This is a genomic window from Enteractinococcus coprophilus, from assembly GCF_006716305.1.
Classification (GTDB): Bacteria; Actinomycetota; Actinomycetes; order Actinomycetales; family Micrococcaceae; genus Yaniella; species Yaniella coprophila.
The window spans coordinates 501,823-527,631 of sequence record NZ_VFOU01000003.1 but is presented as its reverse complement, the minus strand read 5'-3'; the positions used below and the strand labels follow the sequence as shown (position 1 = coordinate 527,631).

The 25,809-nt window shown below is 56.5% G+C and carries 26 protein-coding genes; 13 read left to right on the top strand and 13 right to left on the bottom strand.

The window, feature by feature from the left end:
- Positions 1-401 precede the first annotated feature (401 nt).
- Positions 402-1,616, top strand: a complete 1,215-nt coding sequence (locus FB556_RS10425) for a hypothetical protein (protein ID WP_141867390.1) — start codon at positions 402-404, stop codon at positions 1,614-1,616.
- On the opposite strand, the gene FB556_RS10420 is transcribed toward FB556_RS10425, so the two are convergent.
- From FB556_RS10420 to FB556_RS10410, 3 genes are all read right to left on the bottom strand, one after another.
- Positions 1,613-2,686, bottom strand: coding sequence for a GIY-YIG nuclease family protein (locus FB556_RS10420; protein ID WP_141867388.1), 1,074 nt, complete (start codon positions 2,684-2,686; stop codon positions 1,613-1,615). The two genes, FB556_RS10425 and FB556_RS10420, sit on opposite strands and share 4 nt — an antisense overlap.
- Before the next feature lie 869 nt (positions 2,687-3,555).
- Entirely contained in the window at positions 3,556-3,807 is a 252-nt protein-coding gene (locus FB556_RS10415) for a DUF421 domain-containing protein (protein WP_211344025.1), read from the bottom strand.
- 34 nt (positions 3,808-3,841) lie between these two features.
- Positions 3,842-5,164, bottom strand: coding sequence for an amidase family protein (locus FB556_RS10410; RefSeq protein WP_141867386.1), 1,323 nt, complete (start codon positions 5,162-5,164; stop codon positions 3,842-3,844).
- 148 nt (positions 5,165-5,312) lie between these two features.
- Between FB556_RS10410 and FB556_RS10405 the strand changes: the two genes are divergently transcribed.
- The 3 genes from FB556_RS10405 (at position 5,313) to FB556_RS10390 (ending at position 9,684) form a co-directional block, all read left to right on the top strand.
- Positions 5,313-6,845, top strand: coding sequence for a phytoene desaturase family protein (locus FB556_RS10405; protein WP_246057386.1), 1,533 nt, complete (start codon positions 5,313-5,315; stop codon positions 6,843-6,845).
- A gap of 566 nt (positions 6,846-7,411) precedes the next feature.
- Entirely contained in the window at positions 7,412-7,912 is a 501-nt protein-coding gene (locus FB556_RS10395; RefSeq protein WP_141867380.1) for a helix-turn-helix transcriptional regulator, read from the top strand.
- A 299-nt stretch (positions 7,913-8,211) separates the two neighbouring features.
- Positions 8,212-9,684: an MFS transporter gene (locus tag FB556_RS10390; RefSeq protein ID WP_246057384.1), complete on the top strand. Its 1,473-nt coding sequence runs from the start codon at positions 8,212-8,214 to the stop codon at positions 9,682-9,684.
- A 248-nt stretch (positions 9,685-9,932) separates the two neighbouring features.
- Here FB556_RS10390 and FB556_RS10385 read toward each other — a convergent pair whose 3' ends face one another.
- The 4 genes from FB556_RS10385 to FB556_RS10370 all read right to left on the bottom strand — a co-directional run bounded on the left by FB556_RS10385 (position 9,933) and on the right by FB556_RS10370 (position 13,486).
- Positions 9,933-11,057: a histidinol-phosphate transaminase gene (locus FB556_RS10385; RefSeq protein ID WP_141867376.1), complete on the bottom strand. Its 1,125-nt coding sequence runs from the start codon at positions 11,055-11,057 to the stop codon at positions 9,933-9,935.
- Between the two features lie 34 nt (positions 11,058-11,091).
- A complete protein-coding gene (nhaC, locus tag FB556_RS10380; protein ID WP_211344024.1) occupies positions 11,092-12,477 on the bottom strand; it encodes a Na+/H+ antiporter NhaC in 1,386 nt (461 codons plus the stop codon).
- A gap of 377 nt (positions 12,478-12,854) precedes the next feature.
- Complete coding sequence (locus FB556_RS10375) at positions 12,855-13,112, bottom strand: hypothetical protein (protein WP_141867372.1); 258 nt, start codon at positions 13,110-13,112, stop codon at positions 12,855-12,857.
- Positions 13,113-13,222: 110 nt separating this feature from the next.
- Positions 13,223-13,486, bottom strand: a complete 264-nt coding sequence (locus tag FB556_RS10370) for a hypothetical protein (RefSeq protein WP_141867370.1) — start codon at positions 13,484-13,486, stop codon at positions 13,223-13,225.
- Between the two features lie 204 nt (positions 13,487-13,690).
- On the opposite strand from FB556_RS10370, the gene FB556_RS10365 reads away from it, so the two are divergent.
- The gene (locus FB556_RS10365; protein ID WP_246057382.1) at positions 13,691-15,379 is read left to right on the top strand and encodes a potassium channel family protein; all 1,689 of its coding nucleotides are present in this window, start codon (positions 13,691-13,693) and stop codon (positions 15,377-15,379) included.
- Between the two features lie 141 nt (positions 15,380-15,520).
- On the top strand, positions 15,521-15,805 hold the full coding sequence (locus tag FB556_RS10360; RefSeq protein WP_141867368.1) for an NADPH-dependent FMN reductase family protein: 285 nt from the start codon (positions 15,521-15,523) through the stop codon (positions 15,803-15,805).
- A gap of 36 nt (positions 15,806-15,841) precedes the next feature.
- Here FB556_RS10360 and FB556_RS10355 read toward each other — a convergent pair whose 3' ends face one another.
- From FB556_RS10355 to FB556_RS10340, 4 genes are read right to left on the bottom strand one after another with little or no spacing between them, the layout of a single operon-like run.
- The gene (locus FB556_RS10355) at positions 15,842-16,510 is read right to left on the bottom strand and encodes a DUF6308 family protein (protein WP_141867366.1); all 669 of its coding nucleotides are present in this window, start codon (positions 16,508-16,510) and stop codon (positions 15,842-15,844) included.
- Between the two features lie 48 nt (positions 16,511-16,558).
- Positions 16,559-17,377: an ammonia-dependent NAD(+) synthetase gene (gene nadE, locus FB556_RS10350; protein WP_141867364.1), complete on the bottom strand. Its 819-nt coding sequence runs from the start codon at positions 17,375-17,377 to the stop codon at positions 16,559-16,561.
- A gap of 14 nt (positions 17,378-17,391) precedes the next feature.
- Positions 17,392-18,348, bottom strand: a complete 957-nt coding sequence (locus FB556_RS10345) for a DUF8083 family protein (RefSeq protein ID WP_141867362.1) — start codon at positions 18,346-18,348, stop codon at positions 17,392-17,394.
- 8 nt (positions 18,349-18,356) lie between these two features.
- Complete coding sequence (locus FB556_RS10340) at positions 18,357-19,178, bottom strand: exodeoxyribonuclease III (RefSeq protein WP_141867360.1); 822 nt, start codon at positions 19,176-19,178, stop codon at positions 18,357-18,359.
- Positions 19,179-19,397: 219 nt separating this feature from the next.
- Between FB556_RS10340 and FB556_RS10335 the strand changes: the two genes are divergently transcribed.
- The 3 genes from FB556_RS10335 to FB556_RS10325 all read left to right on the top strand — a co-directional run bounded on the left by FB556_RS10335 (position 19,398) and on the right by FB556_RS10325 (position 22,225).
- On the top strand, positions 19,398-19,847 hold the full coding sequence (locus FB556_RS10335; protein ID WP_141867358.1) for a DUF3810 domain-containing protein: 450 nt from the start codon (positions 19,398-19,400) through the stop codon (positions 19,845-19,847).
- 102 nt (positions 19,848-19,949) lie between these two features.
- Positions 19,950-20,537, top strand: coding sequence for a CueP family metal-binding protein (locus FB556_RS10330; RefSeq protein ID WP_141867356.1), 588 nt, complete (start codon positions 19,950-19,952; stop codon positions 20,535-20,537).
- 170 nt (positions 20,538-20,707) lie between these two features.
- Positions 20,708-22,225 carry an MDR family MFS transporter gene (locus FB556_RS10325; protein WP_141867354.1) on the top strand — a complete coding sequence of 506 codons (1,518 nt, stop codon included), beginning with the start codon at positions 20,708-20,710 and terminating at the stop codon, positions 22,223-22,225.
- On the opposite strand, the gene FB556_RS10320 is transcribed toward FB556_RS10325, so the two are convergent.
- The gene (locus tag FB556_RS10320; RefSeq protein WP_141867352.1) at positions 22,217-22,594 is read right to left on the bottom strand and encodes a hypothetical protein; all 378 of its coding nucleotides are present in this window, start codon (positions 22,592-22,594) and stop codon (positions 22,217-22,219) included. The two genes, FB556_RS10325 and FB556_RS10320, sit on opposite strands and share 9 nt — an antisense overlap.
- 13 nt (positions 22,595-22,607) lie before the next feature.
- Positions 22,608-23,078, bottom strand: a complete 471-nt coding sequence (locus FB556_RS10315; RefSeq protein ID WP_141867350.1) for a hypothetical protein — start codon at positions 23,076-23,078, stop codon at positions 22,608-22,610.
- Between the two features lie 122 nt (positions 23,079-23,200).
- Here FB556_RS10315 and pyrE point away from each other — a divergent pair, with 122 nt between their 5' ends.
- From pyrE to fbaA, 4 genes are read left to right on the top strand one after another with little or no spacing between them, the layout of a single operon-like run.
- A complete protein-coding gene (gene pyrE / locus FB556_RS10310) occupies positions 23,201-23,764 on the top strand; it encodes an orotate phosphoribosyltransferase (protein WP_141867348.1) in 564 nt (187 codons plus the stop codon).
- A gap of 33 nt (positions 23,765-23,797) precedes the next feature.
- Entirely contained in the window at positions 23,798-24,106 is a 309-nt protein-coding gene (locus tag FB556_RS10305; protein ID WP_141867346.1) for a hypothetical protein, read from the top strand.
- Positions 24,103-24,744, top strand: coding sequence for a TrmH family RNA methyltransferase (locus tag FB556_RS10300; protein WP_246057380.1), 642 nt, complete (start codon positions 24,103-24,105; stop codon positions 24,742-24,744). Before FB556_RS10305 ends, FB556_RS10300 begins: the two co-directional genes overlap by 4 nt.
- Positions 24,745-24,786: 42 nt before the next feature.
- Positions 24,787-25,809, top strand: a complete 1,023-nt coding sequence (gene fbaA, locus FB556_RS10295) for a class II fructose-bisphosphate aldolase (RefSeq protein ID WP_141867342.1) — start codon at positions 24,787-24,789, stop codon at positions 25,807-25,809.

The window sequence follows — 25,809 nt, the reverse complement described above, 5'->3', positions numbered from 1 at the left end:
GCAGGTGGAACAACGATTACTGACCGAGACCCCTGCCACTCACTTTTACGATCAGGTGCACAACCCGGAGAGTCCGCTCAAACGCCAGGTGCGACACCGTCTATATTTGCCCAGTGTCGGAACTGAGTGGCAGAAGTATTTTACGGGCTGGGCCGTGTAGGTTGTCGGAGCCTTAAGAGTCGAACCGGTGTGGTTCGCTGCCTTAGGGATATGCATGTCGATGACCACTGAGAACTTATCGGGTAACAGTATTTTCTCAGGTAGATCGGTGTCTTTAAGGATGAACGGCTGCTCTTGTAACAGGGCATGATGGCGTGCACTTTTTGGGCAGACGATGACATATTCGAACCAGCTGAAGGCAGGTCTGGGCCTGGCCCGGCCAGTCAACTAGGCTGTCCATCATGGTCAAGACAGATAATGAGATCCTGCCTCAAGAAGTTCATGTTCGAAATCTTGGTGAGAAAGGCTCAGAACTTGCAGTTTTTGAATTTCAAGGCCAGCTTCGTGACTTGATGGTCTCGAGTATGCATGAAGCTTACTTGACCACAGGAAATTACGCCTCAGGTGCGCGAGCTGTGGCACCGCAAGGCGCGATGGCTGCCGCCTTTGCCGGTTCGGCAGTTGCGGGAACCGGTCTATCCGCTCAGTTTTCGTCCTCGTTATTCATGGCTACCGCTAACCCGTCGACTCTTATGAAGATTAAGGATGGCGTCGGTACAGCTGTAATAGGCAGTAATGGCATTATTCGTCATGCTCCTTTCATCCCTGTCGCAAGTTCGTTGCCCACAGTGTTGCCCCTTGCCGCACTGCAGACCCTGAACACGGCCATGATGATGCAGCAGTTCCAACAAGTTGACCGTAAGCTCGACGCCATTAAACACACCTTGGACACCGTCATCGCTAGAGCAGAGGCCACCCACGCAGGAGAACTGCTCGCCGCTTCGGCTGTAGTTGACGAGGTCTACCGCCAGTACGAGCTGGAAGGGCAATTCTCGCAAGATATGCTCATCCGCATAAGCTTGGCAGAGCGCGATGTCCGAGCTCTGGCTGTGCGATTCCGTCACCTTGTCGAAGCACACCGGGATATGAACGTAGAGGAACCGGCTGAAGTAGAGCAGGCAAACTACGATGCACACAGCGCGATGCTGTCTTCTTTCCTGGATTTGCGCATCGCTTATCTGCGAGTGTGTGTTGATATGCAAGAGAACCCGAAGTCAGTGAACTCCACGGTCGAGATGCTGAAGGCAAAAATTGATGACAGCACAGCCTTTTGGACGCAACTGTTGGAGCGCTCGCAGTTGTTGAAGACACGTATCCAGGAGTTGGAAGCTAACCTCGAGGATAGGAACGTCGCCGAGCGCTTTACGAAGTTCATCAGTAACCGAAGCACCTCGACGGGCACCGCCCTCGAACAGCTAAAATCGGCGTACACAGTGACGATGGAAAGCGAACTTAAGATCATGAAAGGTTTTCATTCGCTTATCGAGTCTGCAGAAAAGACCCGGAAAGAACTCGACGCTCCTCAAGCAACTTCACAGAACGAGGCGACCCTAGTCTATTGGAAAGACGAAGCTGGAACGCACTCGTTTGTCACTGATCAAGTACAACTATCCTAAAGTTGATAGCTCCCGTCCTGCTCAGTCACTCTAATGTGTTCCTCATAGGCTCTACGGGCTAGTTCGCGCGAGTGCCACCGGCGAAATATGCCTGACTGCCCAGACCGCATGAGATTAAGGCAGAATTCCCTAACGCCTTGCAGAATATCTGGATGATCGAGCGCTTGCCCCACGAGCCCCGTAGGGATTGTGACATTATCAACCGCTCCGATGCCGTATGTTGGTTGACGAGTCATGCTAGAGATAAATAGTGGAGTATTCTGCCAGCGTGATTGGAGCTCGCCGTCATCGGTCACAGTTCCCGCAGCCATGTTGAGGAAACTGCAGTGTATCTTTACTGGTTCACTCCCACCTCGGATGAGATCAACAGGTTCTCTCGGGATATATAAAACTTCGACCCTACCTACGTTGAGGGTCGCAAGTCGGCCTCCTACAGTATTGGGATAATCCGATACTGTCCAATAAATGCTTTCGAGCTCGACCGCTTCTGGGATAGCCCGGGAGATGACAGCACCGAGATCCGCGCACACGGCGTTAGCGACGGTAGGCCACGAATCGTCATCCGCATGTTCATTCATCCACGGCTGTCGTCCCTCTGGGCTTCGATGTAATTTGGTTCGCCCTTCGAGAGGACGGTCCGCTGCGTCACGAATATCTGAGATGTCATAGTCTGAGTCTCCGTTAGCCCAGTGCAACTGGTCGATGATCGGAATGTCACTGTCCAGTTGGCTGGGGCCTTCAAATCCAAAATTGAAGACTTTGTTACGTAGTGAATAACCTTGTTCTTTTTGCCACGCGATGATCTGGAACTCGAGTTCATTCAGTTCTTCGGGTTTGGCATCCATGACCATTAACCGGCTGATGTCTTCCCAAGCTTCATGGTGGTCACTCCCGCGGATATGAGAGTTAAATCTTCCGACGAAATTTACTGTCTGTCCGACGTAGCGCTGTCCATTATCGAACTCGAAAATATAGATCCCGGAGCTCCGTCCTTGTACAAAAGGCGCGAAGCTCCTACGGGCGCGGACGTCGTAGCTATCGAAAGATTTTTCAGAGAAAACAGGGGACATAGAGTAGTGCCTTTATAGGGTAGCGATAGAGGTATCCTTAGCGTTATCTACTCTATGTGTAGTAGTGCCGTCTTGCTATATGAGATCGTCTGCCGTAGCGAAGCGACAAAAAGCTAGTTCGTATGAGGTGGACTTACTGATAGCGGCCTAGCTGGGCCAGTCTTATAGTCATGCTCATCATGGGTGAACCCTATGCAAGATAAAGATTCATTGGAACCGGCGCTTGTCTCCTGATAATCCAGCACCACCTGTTGCTCCAGCTCAACGACGAGACATGTGAGCCGACCTTCGTTGGGTGGGTTGCTGACCGATCCTTGAGCCGTGAATGTTCCACCGGCTGGGACCTGGAAGTCTTTTATGAGATATTGTCCCGAGTCTATCGATGGCATTTGCTCGTGAGAGGATGCTGGCGTGATGTACAATTCTCGGGTTCCATGGGCCTGGTCCTGTATCTGGATCTTCAGCCTAACCTCAGCGGGCTTAATGCTGGGTAACTCCGGTATCCACTGGTACATCACGCGCATTTCGTAGCCGTCTGGATTTGGCTGCAGCGCATTGGATGGTTGATTGGCAGCTTCGATGGGAGCCGGCGGGGGTGTTGCTGATATGGCTTCGGTGTCATCGCTGCTACATCCGGTCAGTGTGATCAGTGCGACCGCAGCGAGGGTGCTCAAGGAGTGTTTCATGGTTCCCCAAGTTTTGTAGTGCTGCTCCCAGTTCGCTGTTTTCCGTAGCCGCTGGTATGAGCGATTTCAGGGCATCGATGGTGAAAGTGTCCTACCGGCGGCGCTGTGAGAAATCGATGGCTCGATGCAGGCGGATGTTGTTTCGGACCAGCCCGAATGCTGCCTCACAACATAGCAGGGTGACTAAACCGATGACACGACGGCAAGCGTCGGTGGGTGGCCAATAATGACACGTCCGGCGACGGCGCCGAGTATGACTCCCACGACGATGTCGAACCCTGTGAGCCCAGAGAGTACCCGTGCGCAGAAGATGCCAACGAGCAGGAGAAACACCAGGTAGATCGCGATCGCTGAAATGATCACGGTGGGTATGCGCCAGAGTTCAATTCCGAGAGTCTCGATGAGTTGTTCTTTGGTCGCACTGACTGCGTTCATGCTTCGTATTAGGCTCGCGAGCGTATTGACGGCGTCAGTGCAGTAACGGCGATCGCACTCCGATATAGCTATCGAGCTCGGCGGCGAGAGTAAATAGTGTGTCGTCTTGGTCTCGAGCGCCGTCAATGGTGACACCGATTGGTAGCCCGGCGGTTCCCACACCAATGGGGATCGTGACGGCTGGTTGAGCGGCGAGAGAGCCCGGACCGGTATTGCGAATGACCGTGCCGAAGGTGGGTACTTCTTGGCCAAACGCGGTGGTGAGGACTTCGTCTCCGATTGGCGTTGGGCTAATAGGTGTTGTGGGGCGCAGCAACCCGGTGATGTCATAGTCGGCGAAGAGCCGGTCCCATTCGGTGCGTAACTGTTCTCGGAGGTTCATAGCTTCACGGTAGGCCTCGTGATGCTCGCGTTGTTTCCACGCCAGGGTCAGAAGTTCGCGAACATCATCTGCTCCGGCTTGGTCTCTTACTTGTTCGAAGGTTAGCGGGTCTGGAAGAGCCGCGAGGTAAGCGCTGAGGTCCCTGGCGGTTTCATACAGTACGATGCTGATGCCACATGCTGCGTCGAGCTCATGAAGCTTGTCGGTTTCGACTTCTACGAGTTCGATGGTGTCGGTCTGTTCCAGTGTCTGGAGCATATGATCCCAGCGTTGTTGCACATCGTCGGCGAGTGGATTCAGATATGTGGAATCTTTGCGCGGCACGCCGACACGGAATCTGGTGGGCGGTGTGGTTTGCGTGTGGTGGTCGCGGACGACTGCATCTACCCGTTGCACAAGGTCTAATGATTCGGCGATAGTTCCGATGGCGTCCCGACTCTTGGACAGCGGTGCTGCGCGGCCATCACTCGGCCAGCGACCGATCGAGGGACGGTAACCATAGACACCACACCAGGCAGCCGGGATAGAGACCGAGCCGCCGGTATCAGTGGCAAGCGCGAAGGGCACCATCCCCGATCCCACTGCTGCGCCGGAACCGCCGGAGGACCCTCCCGGACTGCGTGCCGGATCGAAAGGGTTTCGGGTTGCGGGGTGTGCCGCCGCACCGGTGGTAATGCCGAATGCCAGTTCGTGCAGATTGGTTTTGCCCACCAGTAGCGCTCCAGCATCGTGCAGGCGGGTCACGACCGCATGGTCATGTTCACGGCGTGATCCGACGAGTGCCGGAGTGTTGGCACTGGTCGGCAGGTCCGCCGTATCGATATTGTCTTTGACGGCGTACGGAATGCCGGCAAGCGGGCCAGAAGCATGCTGGGCTTGCGAGCTTGTGGGGTCCACGACCGCGGTAAATGCATCGAGCGGGTCATCTTTGGCTTGTTGAACTGCGCGCTCAAAGGCACTCGTACCGTGTTGCATGATGTCTCCTTGGTCTGCGCTGCGTCGAGCTGGACGCTCGCGTCACGAAGCATGTTCTCGCTCAATTCCGTAGCCAGGGGCACGCTGTGAGCGACTCGGCTTCATTGTACTGACGTGCGATCCTATCGACTAGGTTCGGCTGCGTAATATGCTGGCGTTAGGGTACATTAGTACCAGCAAAACGCAGCTCATCGGCACCGGTACCAAGCGGAGAATTACCATGTCAGTCACGGCGAGACCACACGCCAATATTGTGGGCTCGGGCCCGAACGGACTTACCGCGGCTGCGATGCTGGCCCGCGCTGGGTGGCATGTGCGAGTGTATGAACGCAACGACGCCGTCGGTGGGGCTGCTGCTTCAGCTGATGTATTCGGTGACGGGTCGATCGTGGACATGGGCGCCGCTGCCCACCCCTTCGGTGTAGCTTCCCCAGTATTCCGTCATTTAGGTCTAGAAGAGCGCGGGCTGGAATGGTTGCACTCCGAGTACCCGATGGCACATCCGTTTGAGGATGGTCCAGCAGCGATCCTGCAACGCGATATTCGTAAGACTGCCCGGTCACTGGGCATCGATTCCACAGCATGGCGGTTGATCCATAGGGGAGTGGTCAACTCCATTGACGATTACCTCGAACAGATCATGCGGCCATTGCTGCGCTTTCCGAACCGGCCGGTAAAAATGGCCCAGTTTGGCATGTTGGGTTCAGCCCCCTCGTCATGGTTTGTGCGGACGGCATTTCGTGAAGAGGCTGCTCGCGCGTTATTTACCGGTTCTGCAGCGCATGCCAATACTCCTCTAGGGCATCCGTTTACTTCGACCTTTGGGGTGTTGTTCTCTGCACTTGGGATGACTCGCGGGTGGCCGGTCATCAAGGGTGGTACTGGAGCATTAGTCAACGCTCTGACTGAAGTGATCCGCGAGTATGATGGTGAGGTTTTCACCAACCATGAGGTCACTGATCTCGATGCGCTGCCACCGGCCCGTGCCACCGTCCTGGACATTACTCCGTCTCAGGCATTAGTTATGCGTGGCAAGCAATTGCGGGAGCTCCCGGAACATACGGTGCAGCGTTTTCAGCGATGGCGCTATGGCCCGGGCGTATACAAGGTCGACTGGCAGCTGGATGGCCCGGTGCCGTGGGCGGATAGCCGGGTTAGTCATGCCACGACCGTGCATGTGGGCGGACGGGCTGCTGAGATCCGACTAGCCGAGGCCCAGGTGAATGCCGGGCGGATTCCGGATCGTCCGTTTGTGATGGTGGTTCAACCGCAGGTTGCCGACCCGTCCAGGGCGCCAGAAGGCAGTCACATTTTGTGGACCTACACGCATGTACCGCACGGCTATAAACCGGCTACCAAAGATCGAGACTACGTGGCCGATGTAATCCAAGCGCAGATTGAACGGTACGCACCGGGCTTTGGAAGTAAAATACGCGCCAAGAAAGTCTGGGATCCTGCCGCGCTTGAAGAGTGGAACCCCAATCTGGTCGGCGGCGATATTGCTGGTGGCGCGATGACTGGGCTGCAATCGTTGCTGCGCGGGGGTCTAACGCTGGAGCCATATCGGATGGGCGTGGATGGTTTGTATATTTGCTCGGCGGCCACCCCGCCCGGCGCAGGTGTCCACGGGATGCCTGGCGCATGGGCCGCGCATGCTGTGATTGCAGACCAGCGTTACTGAATCTGCTCGAACGACTTCAAAACCGTCATTTCTCGTGGCGTTTAATTGTGTGACCGCTGACCCAGTACGCGGTTGCGATGAGGCTTTCTTGTTGACTTATCCACAGTCTTGGCTGATCCACACTCGAGTCAGCTGATTTCTGGTGCAATTGACCCTAGAAAAGCTCTTCACAAGCGGGCGAAATTGCAAATCAGGCGGTGATCGATGAGTAAGCGGGGCTGGCATGAGGTGATTGTCGTTGACAAGACCTTGGTTTGGGCGCTACTCTTGTCGATGACAAGCCCGGGTGTCGAAGCCCATGGATAAGAAACTAAAAGTCCTTTTCCAGGAGCTACAGGCCCAGGGGTGGGTTATTAAAGAATCCAAGAAAGGGTGGATGGCCGTTCCGCCAGATAAGTCGAAGCCGATGGTAGCGATACACGGCACGGCAAGAGGCGCTCGATCATGGGAAAATATGCTTGCACAGCTGAAGCGGTCTGGATTCAATCTCAAATGACGTGAATCTTAGGTGCAGGTAAAGGGGTGCAGCTAATACCAGAGATTCGTCGGGGAGAGGAGCTTTCATCATGAATACGTGGCACGTAAACGTCGGATTCAATGCCAGTGCATCTTTCGCTGAAGATGCGGTTTTCGATATCGGCGCAGAACTTGAACATCTTGCAGCCGTCCTGAGCGTTACTCAAGACCTCAATGCAGGGACGGTCGCGCTTACCATCGACGCAGAGAGTTGGACGGAGGCTCTCGAAGAAGCTCGCATAGCGGTTGAGGGTACATTACAATCGCACGAAATAGACGCATCCGTTACAACGATAACTATTCAGAGTGAACAAGCATTCCAAGATGAGCTTCACGAACCGGTCTACCCACAGGTTGTTGGGTATGCCGAAATCGCAAAAATGGCCGGAGTCTCGCGCCAGCGTGTTCGCCAGCTTGCTGAGAAGAAAAACTTTCCGCGTGCTGTAATCCGAACAGCGCAAGGGCCATTATATAGCGTTCATGCGGTTGAGCGTTGGTTGGAGTCACGCCAGTCCGCAGGTCCTTTTGTCACACAAACTAAGACGGCATAGAAGCCGCGCCCCGTTTCGTTGAAGTGGCGGACCGACGCTGGGGAGAATTGCACAACTCATGTGCTTCGATTCATAGCGGGTCGTATTTCGGTGTCGTCGATATGTGGCTGATGTTCAACAAGTAGCGCTTGAACCGCTCGGAGATGTGTGTAGCCGAATATTGGGTTAGGTGTTGGCTTGAGTAGCCGATTGGCACCGGCCGCCGCCCAGGCTATGTTTTATCTATTTTCGCTGATTTAGGCTCAACGTATCTAACTCCATGCGGCATGAACCGTCCCGAGGTATATCGAGGAGTGGCTGTGACTCGCACACAATACAAGACGATTGAAACCGATATTCCTGCGCGTTTGGATCGCCTACCCTGGTCAAAGTGGCATATCCGAGTGCTTATCGGTCTCGGTACCGTCTGGATTTTAGACGGTCTGGAAGTCACCATCGTCGGAAACATCACCGCACGGTTATCAGAACCCGGAAGTGGCATCAGCATTACGGACGTGCAGGTCGCTGGCACTGCTGCAGCGCTCTACGTTTTAGGCGCCTGCCTGGGAGCACTCTTCTTTGGGCACCTTACGGATCGATGGGGCCGCAAGAGACTTTTCATCATCACCCTGGTGCTCTACTTGACGGCTACTGCATTGACCGGTTTGACCACTGAAGCATGGATGTTCTTTATCCTCCGCTTCTTGACGGGGGCGGGTATTGGCGGCGAATACGCGGCCATCAACTCTGCAATTGATGAGCTCATCCCGGCCAATTACCGAGGCCGGATTAACATCATCATTAACGGGACTTTTTGGGTCGGAGCGGCCGGTGGGGCACTGCTGTCAATCATTGCTCTGGATGAGAGCCTGTTTCCAAGAGATATTGGCTGGCGTCTGACCTTCTTCCTTGGTCTCGTCTTCGGCCTGGTCATTCTGTTGGTACGGCGAACCGTTCCGGAAAGCCCTCGCTGGCTCTTCATCCACGGACGGGAAGATGAAGCCGAAAAAATCGTCCGGGAGATCGAAACAAAGGTACAAAAACAAACCAGTAAGGAACTGCCAGAGGTTACCGAGACCATTACGATTCATCAACGACCAGCCATCGGCTTTGGTCTGATTGCCAAAACCCTATTTGGTCGCTATCCGAAAAGGGCCGTGCTGGGCTTTTCAATGTTCATCGGCCAAGCCTTCATCTATAACGCCATCACCTTCGGCTTCGCTACCATCCTGGCCACGTTCTACGATGTGCCCTCGGGCAGCACCGGGTATTACTACGCAGTCCTCGCCGTCTTCAACTTCCTTGGGCCACTGCTACTATCTAGGTTCTTTGATACCTGGGGACGTCGCCCAATGATTTCTGGAACGTACATCTTATCCGGGTCGTTCCTGCTCATCACCGCATGGGTTTTCAACGCCGGACTGCTGACGGCGGTGACACTAACCGCCTGCTGGTGTGCCACACTCTTCTTCGCTTCCGCGGGAGCTAGCTCCGCATATCTGACGGTCTCAGAAGTCTTCCCAATGGAAACTCGGGCGATGGCTATCGCGTTCTTCTACGCGATCGGTACGGCCGCCGGCGGTATCTCCGGCCCACTGGTTTTTGCCAATATGGTCGAGACCGGGGAACCATTCGATACCGCCATCGCATTTTCAATTGGGGCAGTGCTGATGCTCATCGCGGGTGTTATCGCAATCTTCCTGAGTGTCGATGCTGAGAAGAAATCTCTTGAAGATATCGCAGCACCCATCAGCTCGGAAACCAACTCACCAGAAGTCTCAGATGCATCATGAGCTGAACATACTGGGGCGGTAGTACTTCTCTTCTAGTCTCGGGGCCACCCATATGAGTGTCTGATGCTACGAGAAACAACGCTGTATGTATGAGGCTCTTTGGCCGCAGGTCTGGCCCGGTCCGTCCATTGGCAGACATATTGTGAAGCACCCCTGTAGCCGGATCCCGCTTCGCCGTATATCAAGCTGTACTCTCCGCCGGTCTCCTCCTGCGAACTACGGTGCTTCGGACGTTTTGATGCTTTATCTCAGTAGGGTTGGATGGCCGGAGTTTTGGTCCTAGAGGAAGGGTCATTGTCGTCTCGGAACTTCCCGGCGATATCCACCACGCGCTGCATCGCCTCGGGTGCCCCGATGCTGATACGTACGCCGTCGGTGAGCTTCCGAACTGCGATGGCTTGTGCAATACACGCATCCTCAAACCGTTCCGCGAGATCCCCGAGTGGTAGCCACACGAAGTTCGCATGAGCATCTGGAACTTCCCAACCTTGGGAGCGGAGCGCCGTGACGAACTCATCCCGTGCTGCGGCAACAGACCTGGCGCGAGCCTGAATGACGTCGACTTGGTGCAGCGATGCCAGGGCAACGTTCTGGCTCAACTGCGCAACGCTGAAAGTCAGGATCGCTTTGCGCAACGCTGTGATGACATGAGGCTGCGCCACCGCGTAGCCGACGCGAAAGCCAGCCAGGCCGTGGGCTTTAGAAAACGTTCGTACCAGCACGACGTTGTCATAAGCTTTCGCAGCAGCCAGACCGTCGAGCGCGTCTGGATCCGTGCAGAACTCCCAATACGCCTCATCGATCACCACGAGCACGTCCGACGGGACGCGCTCCATAAACGCTTCGAAGTTGTCCTGTTTGATGCTCGTGCCGGTTGGGTTATTTGGTGAGCACAGCAGAACCATGCGAGTCTGTTCGGTGATTGCATCCGCCATGGCGGTCAAATCGTGTTCGTGCGCTGCCGTGAGCGCTACCGGTTTCAGTGTGCCGCCGTTGAGTGCCGCAGTCTGCGGGTAGAGCTCAAAGCTCGGCCACGGGTAGACAGTTTCGGTCCCGGTTTCCGTCGTCACCCGAGCCAGTGCTGAGATAATCTCGGAGGCACCCCCTCCCACTGTGATGTGACCAGTGGGGACATCCAAGTACTCCGAGAGGCCGGCGATCAAAGCGCTCGCGGTGGGGTCGGGATATCCGGCAGGGTTCGGAACATCGGCCATCGTCTCGAGTATTTCGGGCAGCGGCGGCAGGTGCAGCTCGTTGGATGAGAGTTTATACGGCGTCAGTCCTGGTACAACTGCCGGCTGTTTACCAGGCTGGTAGGTCGGGACGGTGTCCAAGGCTCGACGAAAAAGTGCGGCAACGGTGTGTTGGGTCATGGAGGTAAATTCCTTGTGAGAATTGTGCTTTGGCTTAGGCGTTGACGAAGGTTTTGTCTTCGACCGGTGCGGTGCGTTTGATGGTGAATCCGGTGTAGGCATAAATCAGGTTGATCAGCGGGACCAGGATTGCGAAGAAGATAAACGGGATGAACTCGGCTGGCGCGAGTCCGAACACGCCTGCGGCAAAGACCGCTGGCACCGACCACGGCACGAGGTTGATGCCCACGGTGCCGACGGCCTCTGCGGCACGGGTCAGGTTGACCGGGTCCAGACCCATCTTCTGATACGGTTCCACGAATGCGCGGGCTGGTAGCAGGATGGAAACGTATTGCTCACCGGAGGCAAACGCCACTGTGAAGCCTGCGCCCAGGGAGCCTGCGACCATGGAGCTTGGGCGTTTGATGCGGCTGATCATGGAGCCGACCAGGACTTTGAACGCGCCGGTTTCTTCCAAAATGCCGCCGAGCGCTGTGGCAATGATGACCAGGGCGATGGTGGCCAGCATCGATTCGATGCCACCACGGGACAGTAAACCGTCAAGGAACTCAACACCGGTTTCTGATACAAAGCCGGCGCTCATCGACTGCATGATGTCAGTGATGGTGCTGCCCTGGACCGCGAAAGCGGTGGCAGCACCCAGCAGGGAGATCATCAGCAAGGTCAGGATGGCTGGTACGCGCAGCAGCATCAAACCGATGGCCGCGATGGGAACGAGCAACAGCAGCGGGTGAATGACGAACTGGGAGTCGAGGCCGGACAGGAGTTGTTCGAGCTGGCTTGTGTCGGTACCGGAGTTGCCAGAGATCGAGCTGCCGATAAAGGCGTAGAGGATCGCGCTGATGGCCAGTGCTGGGATGGTGTCCCAGAGCATGTGGCGGATGTGGTCAAACAGTTTGACCCCGCCCATGGCTGCGGCCAGGTTGGTGGTGTCAGACAGTGGTGAGAGTTTGTCGCCAAAAAATGCCCCCGAGATGACTGCACCAGCTACGAGTGCGGGTGGGAATCCCATGCCCTCGCCGATGGCCATGAAGGCAATTCCCACGGTGGCAATCGTCGTCAATGAGGTGCCTAACACCAGTGATACCACGGCTGGCACCAGGCAGGCCAGCGGCAGGAACACGGCGGGGGAGATGGCGGTCAGTCCGGAATAGATGATGGTCGGGATCAGCCCGCCTTCGATCCAGGTGCCGATGATCGTGCCGATCAGGAACAAAATAAATACGGCCGGTAGGGCACGGCTGACCCCTTGGACGAGTGAGTGTTCGAGGTCTTGCCACGTATAACCCAGAAATCTGCCAACGATGACGGCCACTGCAACGGCGCTCATCAACGGAATGTGCATACCGATATCCCAGACGGTGATGGATACTAGCGCCATGATCACCAGCACAGCGATCGGCAGTAGCGCAATGGGCACAGAGGGGAGTTTACGAACCTGCATAGGAGTCCTTACATGGTTGAGCCAGAGTGACGGCTATGAAGAAGAGATCAATCTAGAGTGTGAGTTGGGACATAGACCACATAATCCCCAAGGGGCGCAAGTTGTGCAAACTATTTCGGGTGGTATCGGGCAAAATGTTCGCTATTGCGGTGACCTAAGTCTCAGAATGCTCAACTCATTCAGTGATTGAAGTCGTAGGGGTCACTTCACGGGCTTGCGTTACTCCGACCGGACTCGCCTGACGCTACTGTGGGCTCGCGGGCCAATCAGTACCCTAAAGCTGGCCACAGAGTTCGTCTCCCGATACTTGTACAGTACGGGAGACGAATGATTGATGATGGAATGTTCGCTGGTTAGTCTGGGGCTTTTCCGGTGGCGATGTTAATCAGTCGACGTACGACATCGACCATAATCAAAGCAACCAGCGCTATCGCACCCCAGCCGACTGCATCTGGTTCTGTTGCCACTATGAGGAAGTGGACACCGATTGCCAGCAGCATCGCGGCTACTAAAAGCTCCATGGACACCATGAACATACCGAGTTGTGAAGGTTGTTTTGGATCATCGGACTGCTTCCGAAATCCAGGTAGGGCAATTTTATGAGGACTCATGGCTACATCCTCCTTTCACGCCCTGATGGCGTACCTTTAGTTTAGTGAGTTGCGGGTCACAAAGGTAGTGTTTTCCTTGCTGGATCACGACGCTCGTGGCGGCACAAACGTTAGCGTTTCGCCCTGCCCGTAGAGATTCGAAACAGTCGCCGGGCACCGTCGATGAGCAGGCCTGCGGTGATGACGAACGCGACATATGATACTGCGTCTGGTTGGAGTGGATCGGTGAGGAACTTGACTCCAAATGCCAAGATAATTGCGGCACCGAAGAGTTCGGCGAAGGCAATGAAGATCCCGGACTGCGTGGCGGATTTCTCATGCTCAGGATCCGGGCGCAGTGGACGTTGATCTGGTGCTGTATTTCGAGGATTCATATCCCTCTCCTTTCCTCCCAAGTAGCCTGATAGGAGGGGTCCTTCCACCATAGTCTTTAACCAGCCGATTCCCTAGGGTTTCCACCGCCTCGCCACGATTGGTTGGTAGGAGGGAAGCATTTGCAATGACTCGGCTACCCAGCCATTAGGATGCTGCCATGTGGTGCTCGTCTTGTGCACCGTGAAAGGTGGTTTGAACCCTCGATGCAGTACATGTCTCGTGACTTGCAAGCCGTTGAAGCGCGACAAAAGCGTCGTCGGCGGCGCACTATTTTATTGGCTGTGCTTGTGGTCGTGGCGCTGATATTTGTCTACAGCTCCATTTTCCATGTGCTGATGCAGCACGAGGGCCGTGAATATAACTGGGCCGGGGCGATCTATTGGACGATCACCACCATGTCCACGTTAGGATTTGGCGACATCACGTTCACCTCGACGGCGGGGCGGTTATTCTCGATCATTGTGTTGGCCACCGGGGTGGTGGTGATCCTGATGCTGCTGCCATATTTATTTATCCAGTTCGTCGTCACGCCCTGGTTGAAACAGCGCGAACGGTCACGCATTGCCAGACGCGTACCGGAGACGCTGCGCGGACATATCGTGCTCGTTGGGCTGGATACCGTGACCCAGACGTTAATCGCGCGAGCCAAACGCGCCGAAATCCCCACGGTGGTTCTCGTGGATGACCCGCTGGAGGCCATCAAGTTACAAGATGAGGGGTATCAGGTCATGGTGGGGCCGATCGACTCGTTGGCGACCTATCGCCGTGCCGGGGTTGAGCGCGCTTTGATGGTGGTGTCAACTCAGGCAGACACAACGAACACCAACGTCACTTTTACGGTGCGCGCGGTGAGCGACAAGGTGCGCATCGCGGTGACCGCTGATAAGACAGCATCCACAGACGTCCTAGAACTCGCCGGCGCCGATTACGTGATGCAACTCAGCCACAGTCTCGGCACCGAGTTAGCCGCGCGAGTGCTAGGCACAGGTGGCGAAAGCCACGTGTTGGATACGATCGGGCACACCCTGGTGGCCGAGGCCGCCGTGCAGGGAACTTCCTTGTTGGGCCTGACTCTTGCTGACGCGCAAGCGCACATTCAGTCGGGTACACGTATCCTGGCGGTGCTGCAACGCGGGAAGTTGCTGCGATTGAAATCCTCGGATCCTTTGCGTGAGGGGATGGTGTTGGTGATCGCCGGAAGCCAGGCAGACCTGCAACAGTACGATCAACAGTTCCAGAACCCACAGACGCTTGAAGGTCCGGTGCTCATTCTGGGCGGGGGACGGGTCGGCCGTGCGGTTGCTGCAGCGTTTGAAACCTCGGGGGAGACCTACTCGATTGTCGAACAGGTGGCAGACCGCGTGCCCGAACATTTACACGCGGTCACCGGCGATGCCGCAGATATCGAAGTGCTGGAAAGCGCCGGGTTAGCGGAGGCCTCGGCCGTGGTGATCACCACCCATGACGACGACCTCAACGTGTATTTGACGCTGTACTGTCGCAGGCTGCGCCCGGACCTGCAGATCATTGCCCGCTCGTCGTCGGAATATAACGTGGCCACGCTGTATCGTGCCGGCGCCGATAGTGTGCTGTCCTATGCTGCGATCGGAGCGACCGGCATGTGGAACACCCTGGGGCACACGCACCGTGTGGTGTTAGCCGAGGGCAGTGAACTTTTCACCGTCGAGCTCCCACGAAGACTGCAAGGAGCAGAGCTGGATGAACACAAAATCTATGAAGCCACAGGCTGCCATGTGGTGGGTGCGTTGAATACTTCCGGGGAAGTCACCGGTGTTGAAACGCTGGCCACGGATCACGCCAACCAACTGATCCTATTGGGGGATCGCCACGCCGAGCGCGCCTTTCGCAATAAGTATTTGAAGAAGCGCTAAATCGACTGCACCGTTGAACAAGTCACGTCGCGTTGAGCAGGTGAGGGACTTGAGCTCCGGCCAAAGCATAGTCGCCGGTCGTGGCCTCCCATTAGAATGCAGCACACCGAGCCGCACAATGTGACATACATTCGGGAGCGCTTGGGCCAAACGTTGACGCTCGAGATACTGCAGCACCTGAAACTGTTTCATCTGCGGGGCGCGATCGATTACAGCAAACTCAACCTGATGCATCGGGTCATGATGGCGATGCGGGTTCGACCGCTGAAGAAAAAGGATCCGACGTTATTGACTGCCGAGGAACGCCACATGTTGGACACTGACGGCAAAGCCGTGAACTTCATGGAGCGCAGTGCTATCGACCCAATCATCACTATGTGCTTTGGCTCGCTCGCAGCAGCTTATAAAGTATCGCGAATTGAATAAGCTGCACGCATTTCTTGGAACCAGTAGCTGAGGTTTCTATCTGCTCGGTAAGTTCGAGTGAATTCCATACTTTCTCGAGTACCAGAACATGACGTCTAGAACTCTTAGTGTTGACAGATCTGGCCGATTAATACTGGCACGAAGAACCTCGGCGCGTTGTTGTAATTCCTGAGTTTCGTCGGTTAACGCTACCCACCATTGTTCCCAGTCGTTTCGGGCCGAGACTCCGGTGACTTCTTTGATGAATCTGTCGTGTATCGGAATTAAGTGAGGGCGCTTCCGCGCTAGCAGTTTACTCGCACGTGTAGAGCCAATGCTTGGGATGCTATAAAAGGTTCGCCAGAGTTCTGCAGCTGGAGAGCTGTTGCTTACATGGGTTTCAAATTCGGCGCGTGATAATTCTGCGAGAGGAGTGTTGGGTATGCAGGACAGAAGCTGCGTGATTTCTTCCGCCTTGTAGATTAGAAGATCGACCCCAGCTTTGCGCTCTATTTCAACTTCCAACATCGTCAAAGCATAAAGATCGGATCCAGTGATTAAGTTTTCGTCGTCATTTAGTAGATTGCGGTCAAGATCATCGAAGTAAGAGCCGTGGAAAGGGACATCGTAGCCTTCGTCGTCTGGAGTAAGTCTCCCATAATACGTTTTCACGTATTTGATGGCCTGTTCTTCTGGAATTTCTGCAAGCGCGTCAAGAATCGACATTAATGTTCCTTAGTTGTGAGTGAGTGAGTTTGAATAATCGAGAGGTTTTCAGTACCACCAGTCGTCGGATGGACGGACTGGTAGATGGCGTTTGTGTTCAGACCGCAGGTAGGTCGTCTCGAGTTTCTCGCGGGCCTCGTCACTGATGGCTTCACCCGACAGGTAAGCGTCGATGTCCGCGTAGGTCATGCCCAACTCGTCTTCATCTGTCTGGCCGGGCTTATCGGTGAGCAGATCTGCGGTGGGAACTTTATCGATCAACCGGGAGTCTGCGCCGAGGCGCTTGCCGATGTCGCGGACTTGGGCCTTCGTCAGGCCTGCCAGGGGCATGAGGTCTGCAGCACCGTCACCAAATTTTGTGTAGAACCCGGTGACTGACTCGGCAGCCTGGTCGGAGCCTACCACCAGCGCACCGTGTTCACCGGCCAGCGCGTACTGGGCGATCATGCGCATGCGGGCTTTGACGTTGCCGAGGTTATAGTCGGAGGGTTCCCCACCGGTGGCGTCTTTGAAGGCTGCACCGAGGGCATCGGTGGCTGAACCAATCTGCATCTCAATGTCCACATCGGGCTGGATGAATTCGATGGCGGCAACGGCGTCGTCGGCATCGCCCTGGATATGATACGGCAGGCGCATGGCATAGAACTTGCCGGTCCAGTCGGGGTTGACACGGCGGTATTGTTCTACGGCCATCTGTGCCAGCCGCCCTGCGACGGTGGAGTCGACGCCGCCGGAGATACCTAGAACCAGGCCACCGGCTCGGGTGTGGTGCAGGTAGTCGACCATGAAGTTAACGCGGCGAACGATTTCGGAATCGAGGTCGATATCGGCTTGGACACCCAGGGTGTTGATGATCTGGCGTTGCATTGGTGACCTTCCTGCTAGTTGGCATGTTCGTAGCGGCTAATACGCTCCCATATTCGGGCGGCCGCTTGGTATTTTGCCTGCATTGTATCGGCTGCTCGTTTAAGCATAGCCGGGGGCACTCCAGGAAAGATCCCGTAGTCGTCGTTGATTTCCAGGAACTCGTTTTCCAGGTCGTCTTCGAGCTGGGACACCTCTTCAATCGCGGCGTGCCCTTCGGCTAACAGTTTGCCGGCTTCATCGGGCCAAGCGTATTGGGTCAGGGCGCCATAGTCGAGCTCCAGCAGACCTTCGAATGGTCGACGAATGTTGTAAGAGGCCATCCAGCTGTCCAGCTTGACCAGAGCCTTGCGATAGGGGTGCTTCTGCGGGTCGGGCCCATAGGTGTCGAAGTACCGGTAGACCCAAGAAATTTGGTGAAACGCCACATAGAAGTCCCGCACCCGGCGCACCACCCGGGTGCCATCGACGATCGATTCAGTGGTGGACTGGTAGTCGTAGTCTTCGGGATCGCCGGTGAAAGCCGCCAGCCAGACTAACGGCACCTGCCACAGTTCCATGCGCATATTGGGTACCGGGCGGCTGATCAGTCCCGCATCGGCCTGGAGTTCGCTGATCTTTTCTAACGTGTCCAGGGTCTTGGGCGGCACCAAGCGGTTGTAGAGCTCGTCGTCAAAGTATTTGCGCCGCATGTACTGGGATTCAAAGGCCGCACGCTCCAGATAGTTCACGTGGAAGTACTGCCGGGTTTTACCGGCCAGGTCCACGGCTTCTAGCACCCGGATGATCGGGGGATCCGAGGAGCGCGGGGCCAGTGAGAAGGAATCGGGCTGAAGCCGCTGATTGAGTCTTTCGGCGGCTTCAGCCTCGATATCGGCACGTGACAGTTTCGCGGCGTTGCGGGCCAGCTGGTGTAGACGCTCGTGGAGTTTTTCCAGCGGCACGTAGACTCGCAAAAATGCCATATGCCTCATGCATGCTCCTAGTCGTCGAGTTCGACTACCACCGGGACGTGGTCGGATGCGCCCTCGCCCTTGCGTTCATCGCGGTCGATCCAGGCGTCCTCAACATCGGCGGCCAAGTTCTCAGATACCAGGATGAAGTCAATGCGCATGCCCTCGTTCTTGGGAAACCGCAGGCGCTGGTAGTCCCAGTAGGTGTAGGTTTTTGGTCCGGGGTGGCGTGGGCGAACGACGTCGATCAGCCCGGCGTCTTCGAACTGACGGAAGGCCGCGCGTTCTGGTTCGGAGATGTGGGTCAGTCCATTTTCTAAGAAGAACTCCATGTCCCAGACGTCTTCGTCATACGGGGCGATATTGAAATCCCCGGTCAACGCCACCCGGGTGTCCTCGGTGAGGTCGCCGGTGACGTGCTCATGCAGCGCGTTGAGGTAGCGAATCTTGTATTCCATGTGCTCATCTTCCAGCGCGCGACCGTTTGGAACGTACAGACTGTAGAGACGGAATGGTTCGACGTCGGTCTTCTTGGTGCCCACGGTGGCCGAGATCGCGCGGGCCTCGACTTCCGGGTCGACACCGTTTTTGCCGAATTCAGGCTGGCCGGGAAAACCATATTCGACGTCGTCCAGCCCAACGCGGGAGGCGATGGCGACCCCGTTCCACTGGGAGAATCCAAAGTGAGCCACCTGGTAACCCATCATCTCGAACATGCCCCAGGGGAAGTTGTCGTCTTTACATTTGGTTTCCTGAATGCACAGGACATCGACGTCGTGTTCGTCTAACCAGTCTTCGACCCGATCAGCTCGGGCGCGCAGTGAATTCACATTCCAAGTCGCAAATTTCATACTCTCCAGCCTACCCGCCTGGCTGCCTGCGGGGCGGTGGTGTGGAGAACTTACGGCCGGGGCGAAAATATTGAAGAGGTGCGGGTTTCGCGCTCCGAAACGTGAGCTCATGCAGATGCCGAACAGGTAAGCTGCGCTGGGGTGCGATGAGGCATGAGGCTGAAACTATAAAAACAGCCCACACGTCTCGAAGAAACACACGGGAAGAGTTAAACTGCTATGTCCAAAAACAGGAAAAAGGGCGATTCGTGGTGGTCCGAGGTGACCAACGTAATTCCCATGATTGTCATGGGCGCAGCGGCCCTAGCGGCAGGATCGCTCGTAGCATCCGGTCTGGTGAGTAAGGTCCCGACATCGATCGGTAATTTTCTGTGGTTGTTCCTCTGTATCGCCGTGGCTGTCTGGGTAGTGAAGATCATGGAACATCTGGACACTCCCAAAGGGTGGCTCCGCGCAGTTGGATTCGGAGTTGGCCTCCTGTTGAGCACAATGGTGGTGCTGTGGATCAACGGTAGTTGGGACGCTACCGTGAACACGCCGATGACGGCGAACCAACCGAGTAGTACGATGACGCTCGACGTCGCAACGTTGACTGCAATCGTCGCCCCGATCGGTATCGTGATTATGCTCCTGGGACTATGGGGCTACCGTGTTCAGTCGAAGAAGTGAGACCGACACTCCTGACGAACGGTTCTACTCCTGGGACACGCTGAGTTTAGGATAGGGGAGGGCGCCGAATCAGGCGCACCACGGCATTTGGGAGGATCATTCATGGGCAAGGGTGTACAAGTGACAGCCGGTGCTCTGTTGGCTGGCGCGTTACTGTTAACTGGATGTTCAAGTGACAGTGAAGAACACCATTCAGACGCAACCGAGACATCCGTGCAGGGACTCATCGAAACCCACGGGCTTCAGGGTATGGACGCCGTCGAGATGATTGATCACCTAGACCGGGTGCCACTGGCTGAACGCCCGACCGATCTCATCGCTTCGGTCATGCCCGAGCAATTAGTACTGGCCTCGGCGGCCGAAGAAACAGCACTGGAGCTGCCGGAAGATTCCTTCTATCTGTCGATTGCCCCCTTCATCAACCAGACCCATGAGTGCCATTTCCACAGCCTGACGACGTGCGTCGGCGAGATGAGCGAGGAAGACGTTCACGTGACGATCACGGATGAGTCGGGTGAAGTGCTCGTTGATGAACAACGCAGCACCTTCGACAACGGGTTTGTCGGCGTCTGGGTACCGGTGGATACCAGCGGCACGATTGAGATCAGCTACGAGGACCTGACCGGCACCACGGAGTTCGCTTCTGACGACGAAGCGGCCACCTGCATCACCGATCTGCAGCTGACCTAACCAACCGCTGGCCTAGCAGTTGGGATCGTAAGGTATTCAAACCTCCGCCCCCTTCTGGCTTTGAGCCTGCCTTCACGTGGCCAATTGACGCGCTAGACTAGCTTTTTGTCGGGCACGCTGTCCTGATTTCCTCCCCGTGAAGGGGCCGTGGCAACCCTGAGGTTGAACCCATGTCTGAAAAGCTCACACCCGAGCCTGCCAAACTCGAAGAACCAGCACCCGTCTCCGGCGATAAACTGCCGCGCTCAACAGTCGTTGTGCTATCGATCCTGCTGTTCACTGCCTTTGTGATGCTCCTCAACGAGACCACCCTGGCCATCGCGCTGCCAGCCATGATGTCCGATTACAACATCACCGCCGCCACCGCCCAATGGTTACTCACCGGGTTCATGCTGACCTTGGCCGTTGTCATGCCCACTACCGGGTGGATGCTCGATCGCTTCACCACTCGCTCGACCTTCATCTTCGCGATCGCAGCGTTTCTGATCGGTACGGTCATCGCAGCCCTAGCGCCCTCATTTGGTATCTTGCTGGCCGCCCGCGTCTCACAGGCCATCGGCACCGCAATCGTCATGCCATTGCTGATGACCGTTGCAATGACGCTCATTCCATTCCATCGCCGCGGCACGATCATGGGCCTGATCTCCGTGGTCATGGCCGTTGGCCCGGCACTTGGCCCCAGCCTGGCGGGCGCAATCTTGAGCTTCACATCCTGGCACGGTATTTTCTGGTTCATGGTCCCACTCGTGGCTCTTGCCGGGATCATCGGAGCTGCAAAACTTACGAACATCAGCGAACAACGCGACACCCCGCTCGACGTCCTGTCCGTGATCCTTTCCGCCGTCGCCTTCGGCGGCCTGGTCTATAGCGTCAGCTCGATAGGCATCATCATCGACGGCGGCGAGGCCGCGCGCATCGGCCTCATGCTCCTGGTCGCAGGCATCATCAGCCTGGCACTGTTCGTCTGGCGTCAGATCGCATTGGGTAAACACGACCGCGCACTGCTCAACTTGCGTCCCCTGGCCGTGCGGAATTACACGATTTCCCTGGCAGTACTCATCGTGCTCTTCGGCGCGCTCCTTGGCACTGTCAACACCCTGCCGCTCTACCTGCAAGGCTCGCTACTGGTCACCGCACTGGTCGCCGGCCTCGTCTTGCTACCCGGCGGTCTGCTTGAAGGTGTGCTCTCACCATTCTTTGGCCGCCTCTATGACCGCTTCGGCCCGCGCCCGTTGATCATCCCTGCCATGGCCATTGTCACCGGCTCCATCTTCTGGCTGGCCACCGTCGATCAACACACCAACATCTGGCTGATCATCGCCATCCACGTGATCTTCTCGATCGGTCTCGCCGGGCTGTTTAGTCCATTAATGACGACGGCGTTGTCGTCCCTGCCAGCCAACCTATTCGGCCACGGCTCGGCAATCCTCAACACCCTGCAACAGCTGGCCGGGGCCGCCGGCACCGCCGTGATGATCACCATCTACAGCAACGTTTCCGGAGAGGCTCAAGCCCAAGGCGTACCTGAAACAATAGCCCTGGCCGACGGCGCGAATTCGGCGTTTTTAGCCACCGGGTGCTTGAGCGCTGTGGCATTTGTGCTGTCCTTATTTATCAAGAAGATCCCGACCGAACCGGCCGGACTAGGAGAACAACACAGTTCGAAACCTGACACGGTCTCAGAGTAGAACCGACAGCTCACAGGTTTCGTTAATGTATTTCGCGGCATCATTAATGGCCGCGATCTCTTCTTCCGTCTGAGCAGCCTGAGCTTTTTGAGCTGCAATCGCGGCCTGCTCGTCGTCACCAACCAGTGCTTCAAACTGTTCGAACACCGGTTGCATCTTCAGCAGCGCAGCACCCAGTTCACCCTCGGTCCGCTCACCAACGTCGACAACGTCGTCGTAAATCTCAGTTAACAGTTGGGTGTTGTCAGGGTCCGCTTCGATAATGCGCTGTTCAAGCTCCTGCAGATCCTGGCACGTCTCGTTGGCTGCAGCATCACCACAGCCAACGAGTACCAACCCGGCAATCACCGGAACGACTAGACGCCGCATCTATGTCGACCGATTAGGAATTGAAGTAGGAGCCGCAGTAGGTGCCCACAATTTCGTTGGCTTCGGTGATCGTCATGCCGTTGACTTCAATGTCATCCGGATTCATGGAGTTTATCGCTGCCGGATCTTTTTCGATAGCAGTGGCCATTTCGTCATAGAGTTCGGCCTGAACCTGCAGCATCGTGCGCAGGGCAACGGTTTCATCAGTTCCAGGAACCTGGACGTCGTCGGACCGATCAAACGAATGGTTGCGGAGATCCAGGGCGGCTGACTCAATCACGCGAGCCGCACGTGGGCCACCTGAGCCGCCGGACTGCATCGCGCGGCTGGCAGCCTCATTGGCCTTATTGCTCGAGCCCATCAGCACCCCGCAGGTTTCTTCCTGAGCGCGAGCTTGGTTGGCGTCGTCATTGGCGCAACCGGTCAATGCCAGGCCTGTGGCGGCTACAACGGCGGCGATTTTGCCCATGGATTTGATCGACATGAAGGTTCCTTTTCGTAAATGCCGTAAAAACTTCTATCCCGTACCCTACCCGAGCAAACCGGGTCAAGACGTGAATGCAACCTAGGGTCGCCACCTGCTATGAGCAACGTAAGATAGAGCCCATGACCCATGATCTTGATGCCGACCGTGCGCGGCTTGCCGAACTGATTCGCGAACTGGCCGTGGTGCACGGCAAAGTCACCTTGTCTTCTGGAAAAGAAGCTGATTACTACATTGACCTGCGCCGTATCACCCTGCACCACGAGGCTGCACCGCTGGTCGGCCGGGTGATGTTGGGTCTATTGGACGACGCCGGAATCGAGTTCGAGGCCGCCGGCGGTCTGACGATGGGTGCCGATCCGGTCGCCACCGCCGTCATGCACGCCGCCGGGGACCGGAACATTGACGCCTTTGTGGTGCGAAAGGAACAAAAAACCCACGGGATGTCTCGCCAGGTCGAAGGCCCTTCAGTGGTCGGGCGCAAAGTGGTGATTTTAGAGGACACCTCGACCACCGGCGGTTCAGCGCTGACCGCAGTCGACGGGGTGCGCAAGGCCGGCGGCGATATCCAAGCCGTTGCCGTGATCGTTGACCGTGACACCGGGGCGGCAGAACACGTAGCCGCCGAAGCCGGCGTCCCGTACCTGTACGCGTTTACCAAAAACGACCTGGGCTTGACCGACTAGCTGCTCGCAAGCCCCAAACCGAAAGGACTCCTGATGGCTCAAAAGAAAGCCGAACCGACCGTAGGACTTGTGGCACTTGGCATGATCGGCAGGTATGTCTCCGCTCGCGCTACCAAAATCCGTCCACTGGGTGGCGTCGTGTTGGGCGCGGCAGGCATTGCTGCCGGACGTCGCTGGTACCGCACCTCCGGGCCCGGCACCACCGCGCTCCTTACCACCATCTACCTGGGTGCCTTTGGTGCCTCCCACCCGCTGGCCAAGAAGATCGGCGCCTGGCCATCCGTACTTGTCTCAACCGCCGCCGCTGCCGGCGCCGCATGGGTGCTAAACGACACGAAATGACCACAGAACACCGCGAGACCGGTTGGGAAGAGCGCGAAGTCGGCGTCGGCCCATGGGAAGGTGAATGGCCTACGGGCGAGCACTGGGATCAAGAACTCCTAGCCGAGGGCGACCGCCGCAACGTCGCCGACCACTACCGGTACTGGACCGTGGAGGCGATCGTTGCCGACCTGGACACCAAGCGCCACCCGCTGCACATTGCGATTGAAAACTGGCAGCACGACTTCAACATTGGCACCGTCGTCCGTACGGCCAACGCGTTCAACGTGGCCGCCGTCCATATTATTGGACGACGCCGCTGGAACCGCCGCGGGGCGATGGTGACCGATAAATACATGCATGTCCACCACCACCCAACCGTCGAAGCCTTTCTCGAATGGGCCAAATCCGAGGACCTGTCAGTACTCGGGGTGGACTTATTTCCCGACTCGGTGCCCATCGAGACCTTCGCATTCCCCGAACGCTGTGTCATGGTCTTCGGCCAAGAAGGCCCCGGGCTGTCCCAGGAAATCCACGACGCCGCGCAAGCCACCTTGTCGATCGCCCAGTACGGTTCGACGAGGTCAATCAACGCCGGGTCTGCCGCAGGTATTGCCATGCACTCCTGGATCCGACAACACGGTGCACCAGTTCGCTAGACTTACCCGAAGAATCCCAAGTTTCATACCCAAGGAGCTTTCATGGCATTTGCCACCCCAGACCAGTACGCCGAGATGATCGACGCCGCCAAGACCGGCGGATATGCGTATCCTGCGATCAACGTGACCAGCTCACAAACCCTCAACGCAGCCCTGCGCGGTTTCGCCGAAGCCGAATCCGATGGCATCATCCAGATTTCCAACGGTGGGGCAAACTACTTCTCCGGTTCGAACATCAACGACATGGTCACCGGCTCCCTGGCATTTGCTGCCTTCGCCAAAGAAGTCGCCAAGAACTACGGTGTGCGTATTGCGATCCACACCGACCACGCGATGCGCGATAAACTTGACAACTGGGTTATCCCACTGCTGGATGCTTCCGAAGCCGAGGTCAAAGCCGGCCGCGACCCCATCTTCCACTCCCACATGTGGGACGGCTCGGCCGAAACCGTGCCAGAAAATATGCGCATCGCAGAACAACTGCTCGAGCGCACTAAATTCAACAAACAGATCCTCGAAATTGAGGTCGGCGTCGTCGGCGGCGAAGAAGACGGCTATGCCGCTGCAATCGATGAAAAGCTCTACACCACAGTCGAAGACGCCCGCCAGATCGTCCAAGCCCTGGGCACCGGTGAGAACGGCCGCTACATTACCGCGCTGATCTTCGGTAACGTCCACGGCGTCTACAAACCAGGCAGCGTCAAACTGCGTCCTGAACTGCTCAAAGAAATCCAGGATGCCATTGGCTCCGAACTCGGCCAAGAGCGCCCGTTCGACCTGGTCTTCCACGGGGGTTCCGGCTCCTCGGCCCAGGACATTGCTGATGCGGTGTCTTATGGCGTCATCAAAATGAACGTTGATACTGACACCCAGTACGCGTTCTCCCGTCCGGTGGCCACCCACATGTTCCATAACTACGACGGCGTGCTGAAGATCGATGGCCACGTCGGCGATAAATCGAAATACGACCCGCGTTCTTGGGGCAAAGCCGCCGAAGCCAGCATGGCCGCGCGTGTGGTCGAAGCCTGCCAGAACTTGGGCTCAGCCGGAAAATCGTTGAAGTAA

Bases quoted from the DNA above. Each gene is read 5' to 3' on its own strand.
- FB556_RS10375 (WP_141867372.1), bottom strand. From the start codon at position 13,112: ATGAGTCCTCATAAAATTGCCCTACCTGGATTTCGGAAGCAGTCCGAT.
- FB556_RS10355 (WP_141867366.1), bottom strand. From the start codon at position 16,510: ATGTCGATTCTTGACGCGCTTGCAGAAATTCCAGAAGAACAGGCCATC.
- FB556_RS10370 (WP_141867370.1), bottom strand. From the start codon at position 13,486: ATGAATCCTCGAAATACAGCACCAGATCAACGTCCACTGCGCCCGGAT.
- FB556_RS10385 (WP_141867376.1), bottom strand. From the start codon at position 11,057: ATGACCCAACACACCGTTGCCGCACTTTTTCGTCGAGCCTTGGACACC.
- FB556_RS10345 (WP_141867362.1), bottom strand. From the start codon at position 18,348: ATGAGGCATATGGCATTTTTGCGAGTCTACGTGCCGCTGGAAAAACTC.
- FB556_RS10325 (WP_141867354.1), top strand. From the start codon at position 20,708: ATGTCTGAAAAGCTCACACCCGAGCCTGCCAAACTCGAAGAACCAGCA.
- FB556_RS10420 (WP_141867388.1), bottom strand. From the start codon at position 2,686: ATGTCCCCTGTTTTCTCTGAAAAATCTTTCGATAGCTACGACGTCCGC.
- FB556_RS10335 (WP_141867358.1), top strand. From the start codon at position 19,398: ATGTCCAAAAACAGGAAAAAGGGCGATTCGTGGTGGTCCGAGGTGACC.
- FB556_RS10320 (WP_141867352.1), bottom strand. From the start codon at position 22,594: ATGCGGCGTCTAGTCGTTCCGGTGATTGCCGGGTTGGTACTCGTTGGC.
- fbaA (WP_141867342.1), top strand. From the start codon at position 24,787: ATGGCATTTGCCACCCCAGACCAGTACGCCGAGATGATCGACGCCGCC.
- nadE (WP_141867364.1), bottom strand. From the start codon at position 17,377: ATGCAACGCCAGATCATCAACACCCTGGGTGTCCAAGCCGATATCGAC.
- FB556_RS10365 (WP_246057382.1), top strand. From the start codon at position 13,691: ATGCAGTACATGTCTCGTGACTTGCAAGCCGTTGAAGCGCGACAAAAG.
- FB556_RS10425 (WP_141867390.1), top strand. From the start codon at position 402: ATGGTCAAGACAGATAATGAGATCCTGCCTCAAGAAGTTCATGTTCGA.
- FB556_RS10300 (WP_246057380.1), top strand. From the start codon at position 24,103: ATGACCACAGAACACCGCGAGACCGGTTGGGAAGAGCGCGAAGTCGGC.
- FB556_RS10395 (WP_141867380.1), top strand. From the start codon at position 7,412: ATGAATACGTGGCACGTAAACGTCGGATTCAATGCCAGTGCATCTTTC.
- FB556_RS10415 (WP_211344025.1), bottom strand. From the start codon at position 3,807: ATGAACGCAGTCAGTGCGACCAAAGAACAACTCATCGAGACTCTCGGA.
- FB556_RS10410 (WP_141867386.1), bottom strand. From the start codon at position 5,164: ATGCAACACGGTACGAGTGCCTTTGAGCGCGCAGTTCAACAAGCCAAA.
- FB556_RS10405 (WP_246057386.1), top strand. From the start codon at position 5,313: ATGCTGGCGTTAGGGTACATTAGTACCAGCAAAACGCAGCTCATCGGC.
- FB556_RS10340 (WP_141867360.1), bottom strand. From the start codon at position 19,178: ATGAAATTTGCGACTTGGAATGTGAATTCACTGCGCGCCCGAGCTGAT.
- FB556_RS10330 (WP_141867356.1), top strand. From the start codon at position 19,950: ATGGGCAAGGGTGTACAAGTGACAGCCGGTGCTCTGTTGGCTGGCGCG.
- FB556_RS10315 (WP_141867350.1), bottom strand. From the start codon at position 23,078: ATGTCGATCAAATCCATGGGCAAAATCGCCGCCGTTGTAGCCGCCACA.
- pyrE (WP_141867348.1), top strand. From the start codon at position 23,201: ATGACCCATGATCTTGATGCCGACCGTGCGCGGCTTGCCGAACTGATT.
- FB556_RS10305 (WP_141867346.1), top strand. From the start codon at position 23,798: ATGGCTCAAAAGAAAGCCGAACCGACCGTAGGACTTGTGGCACTTGGC.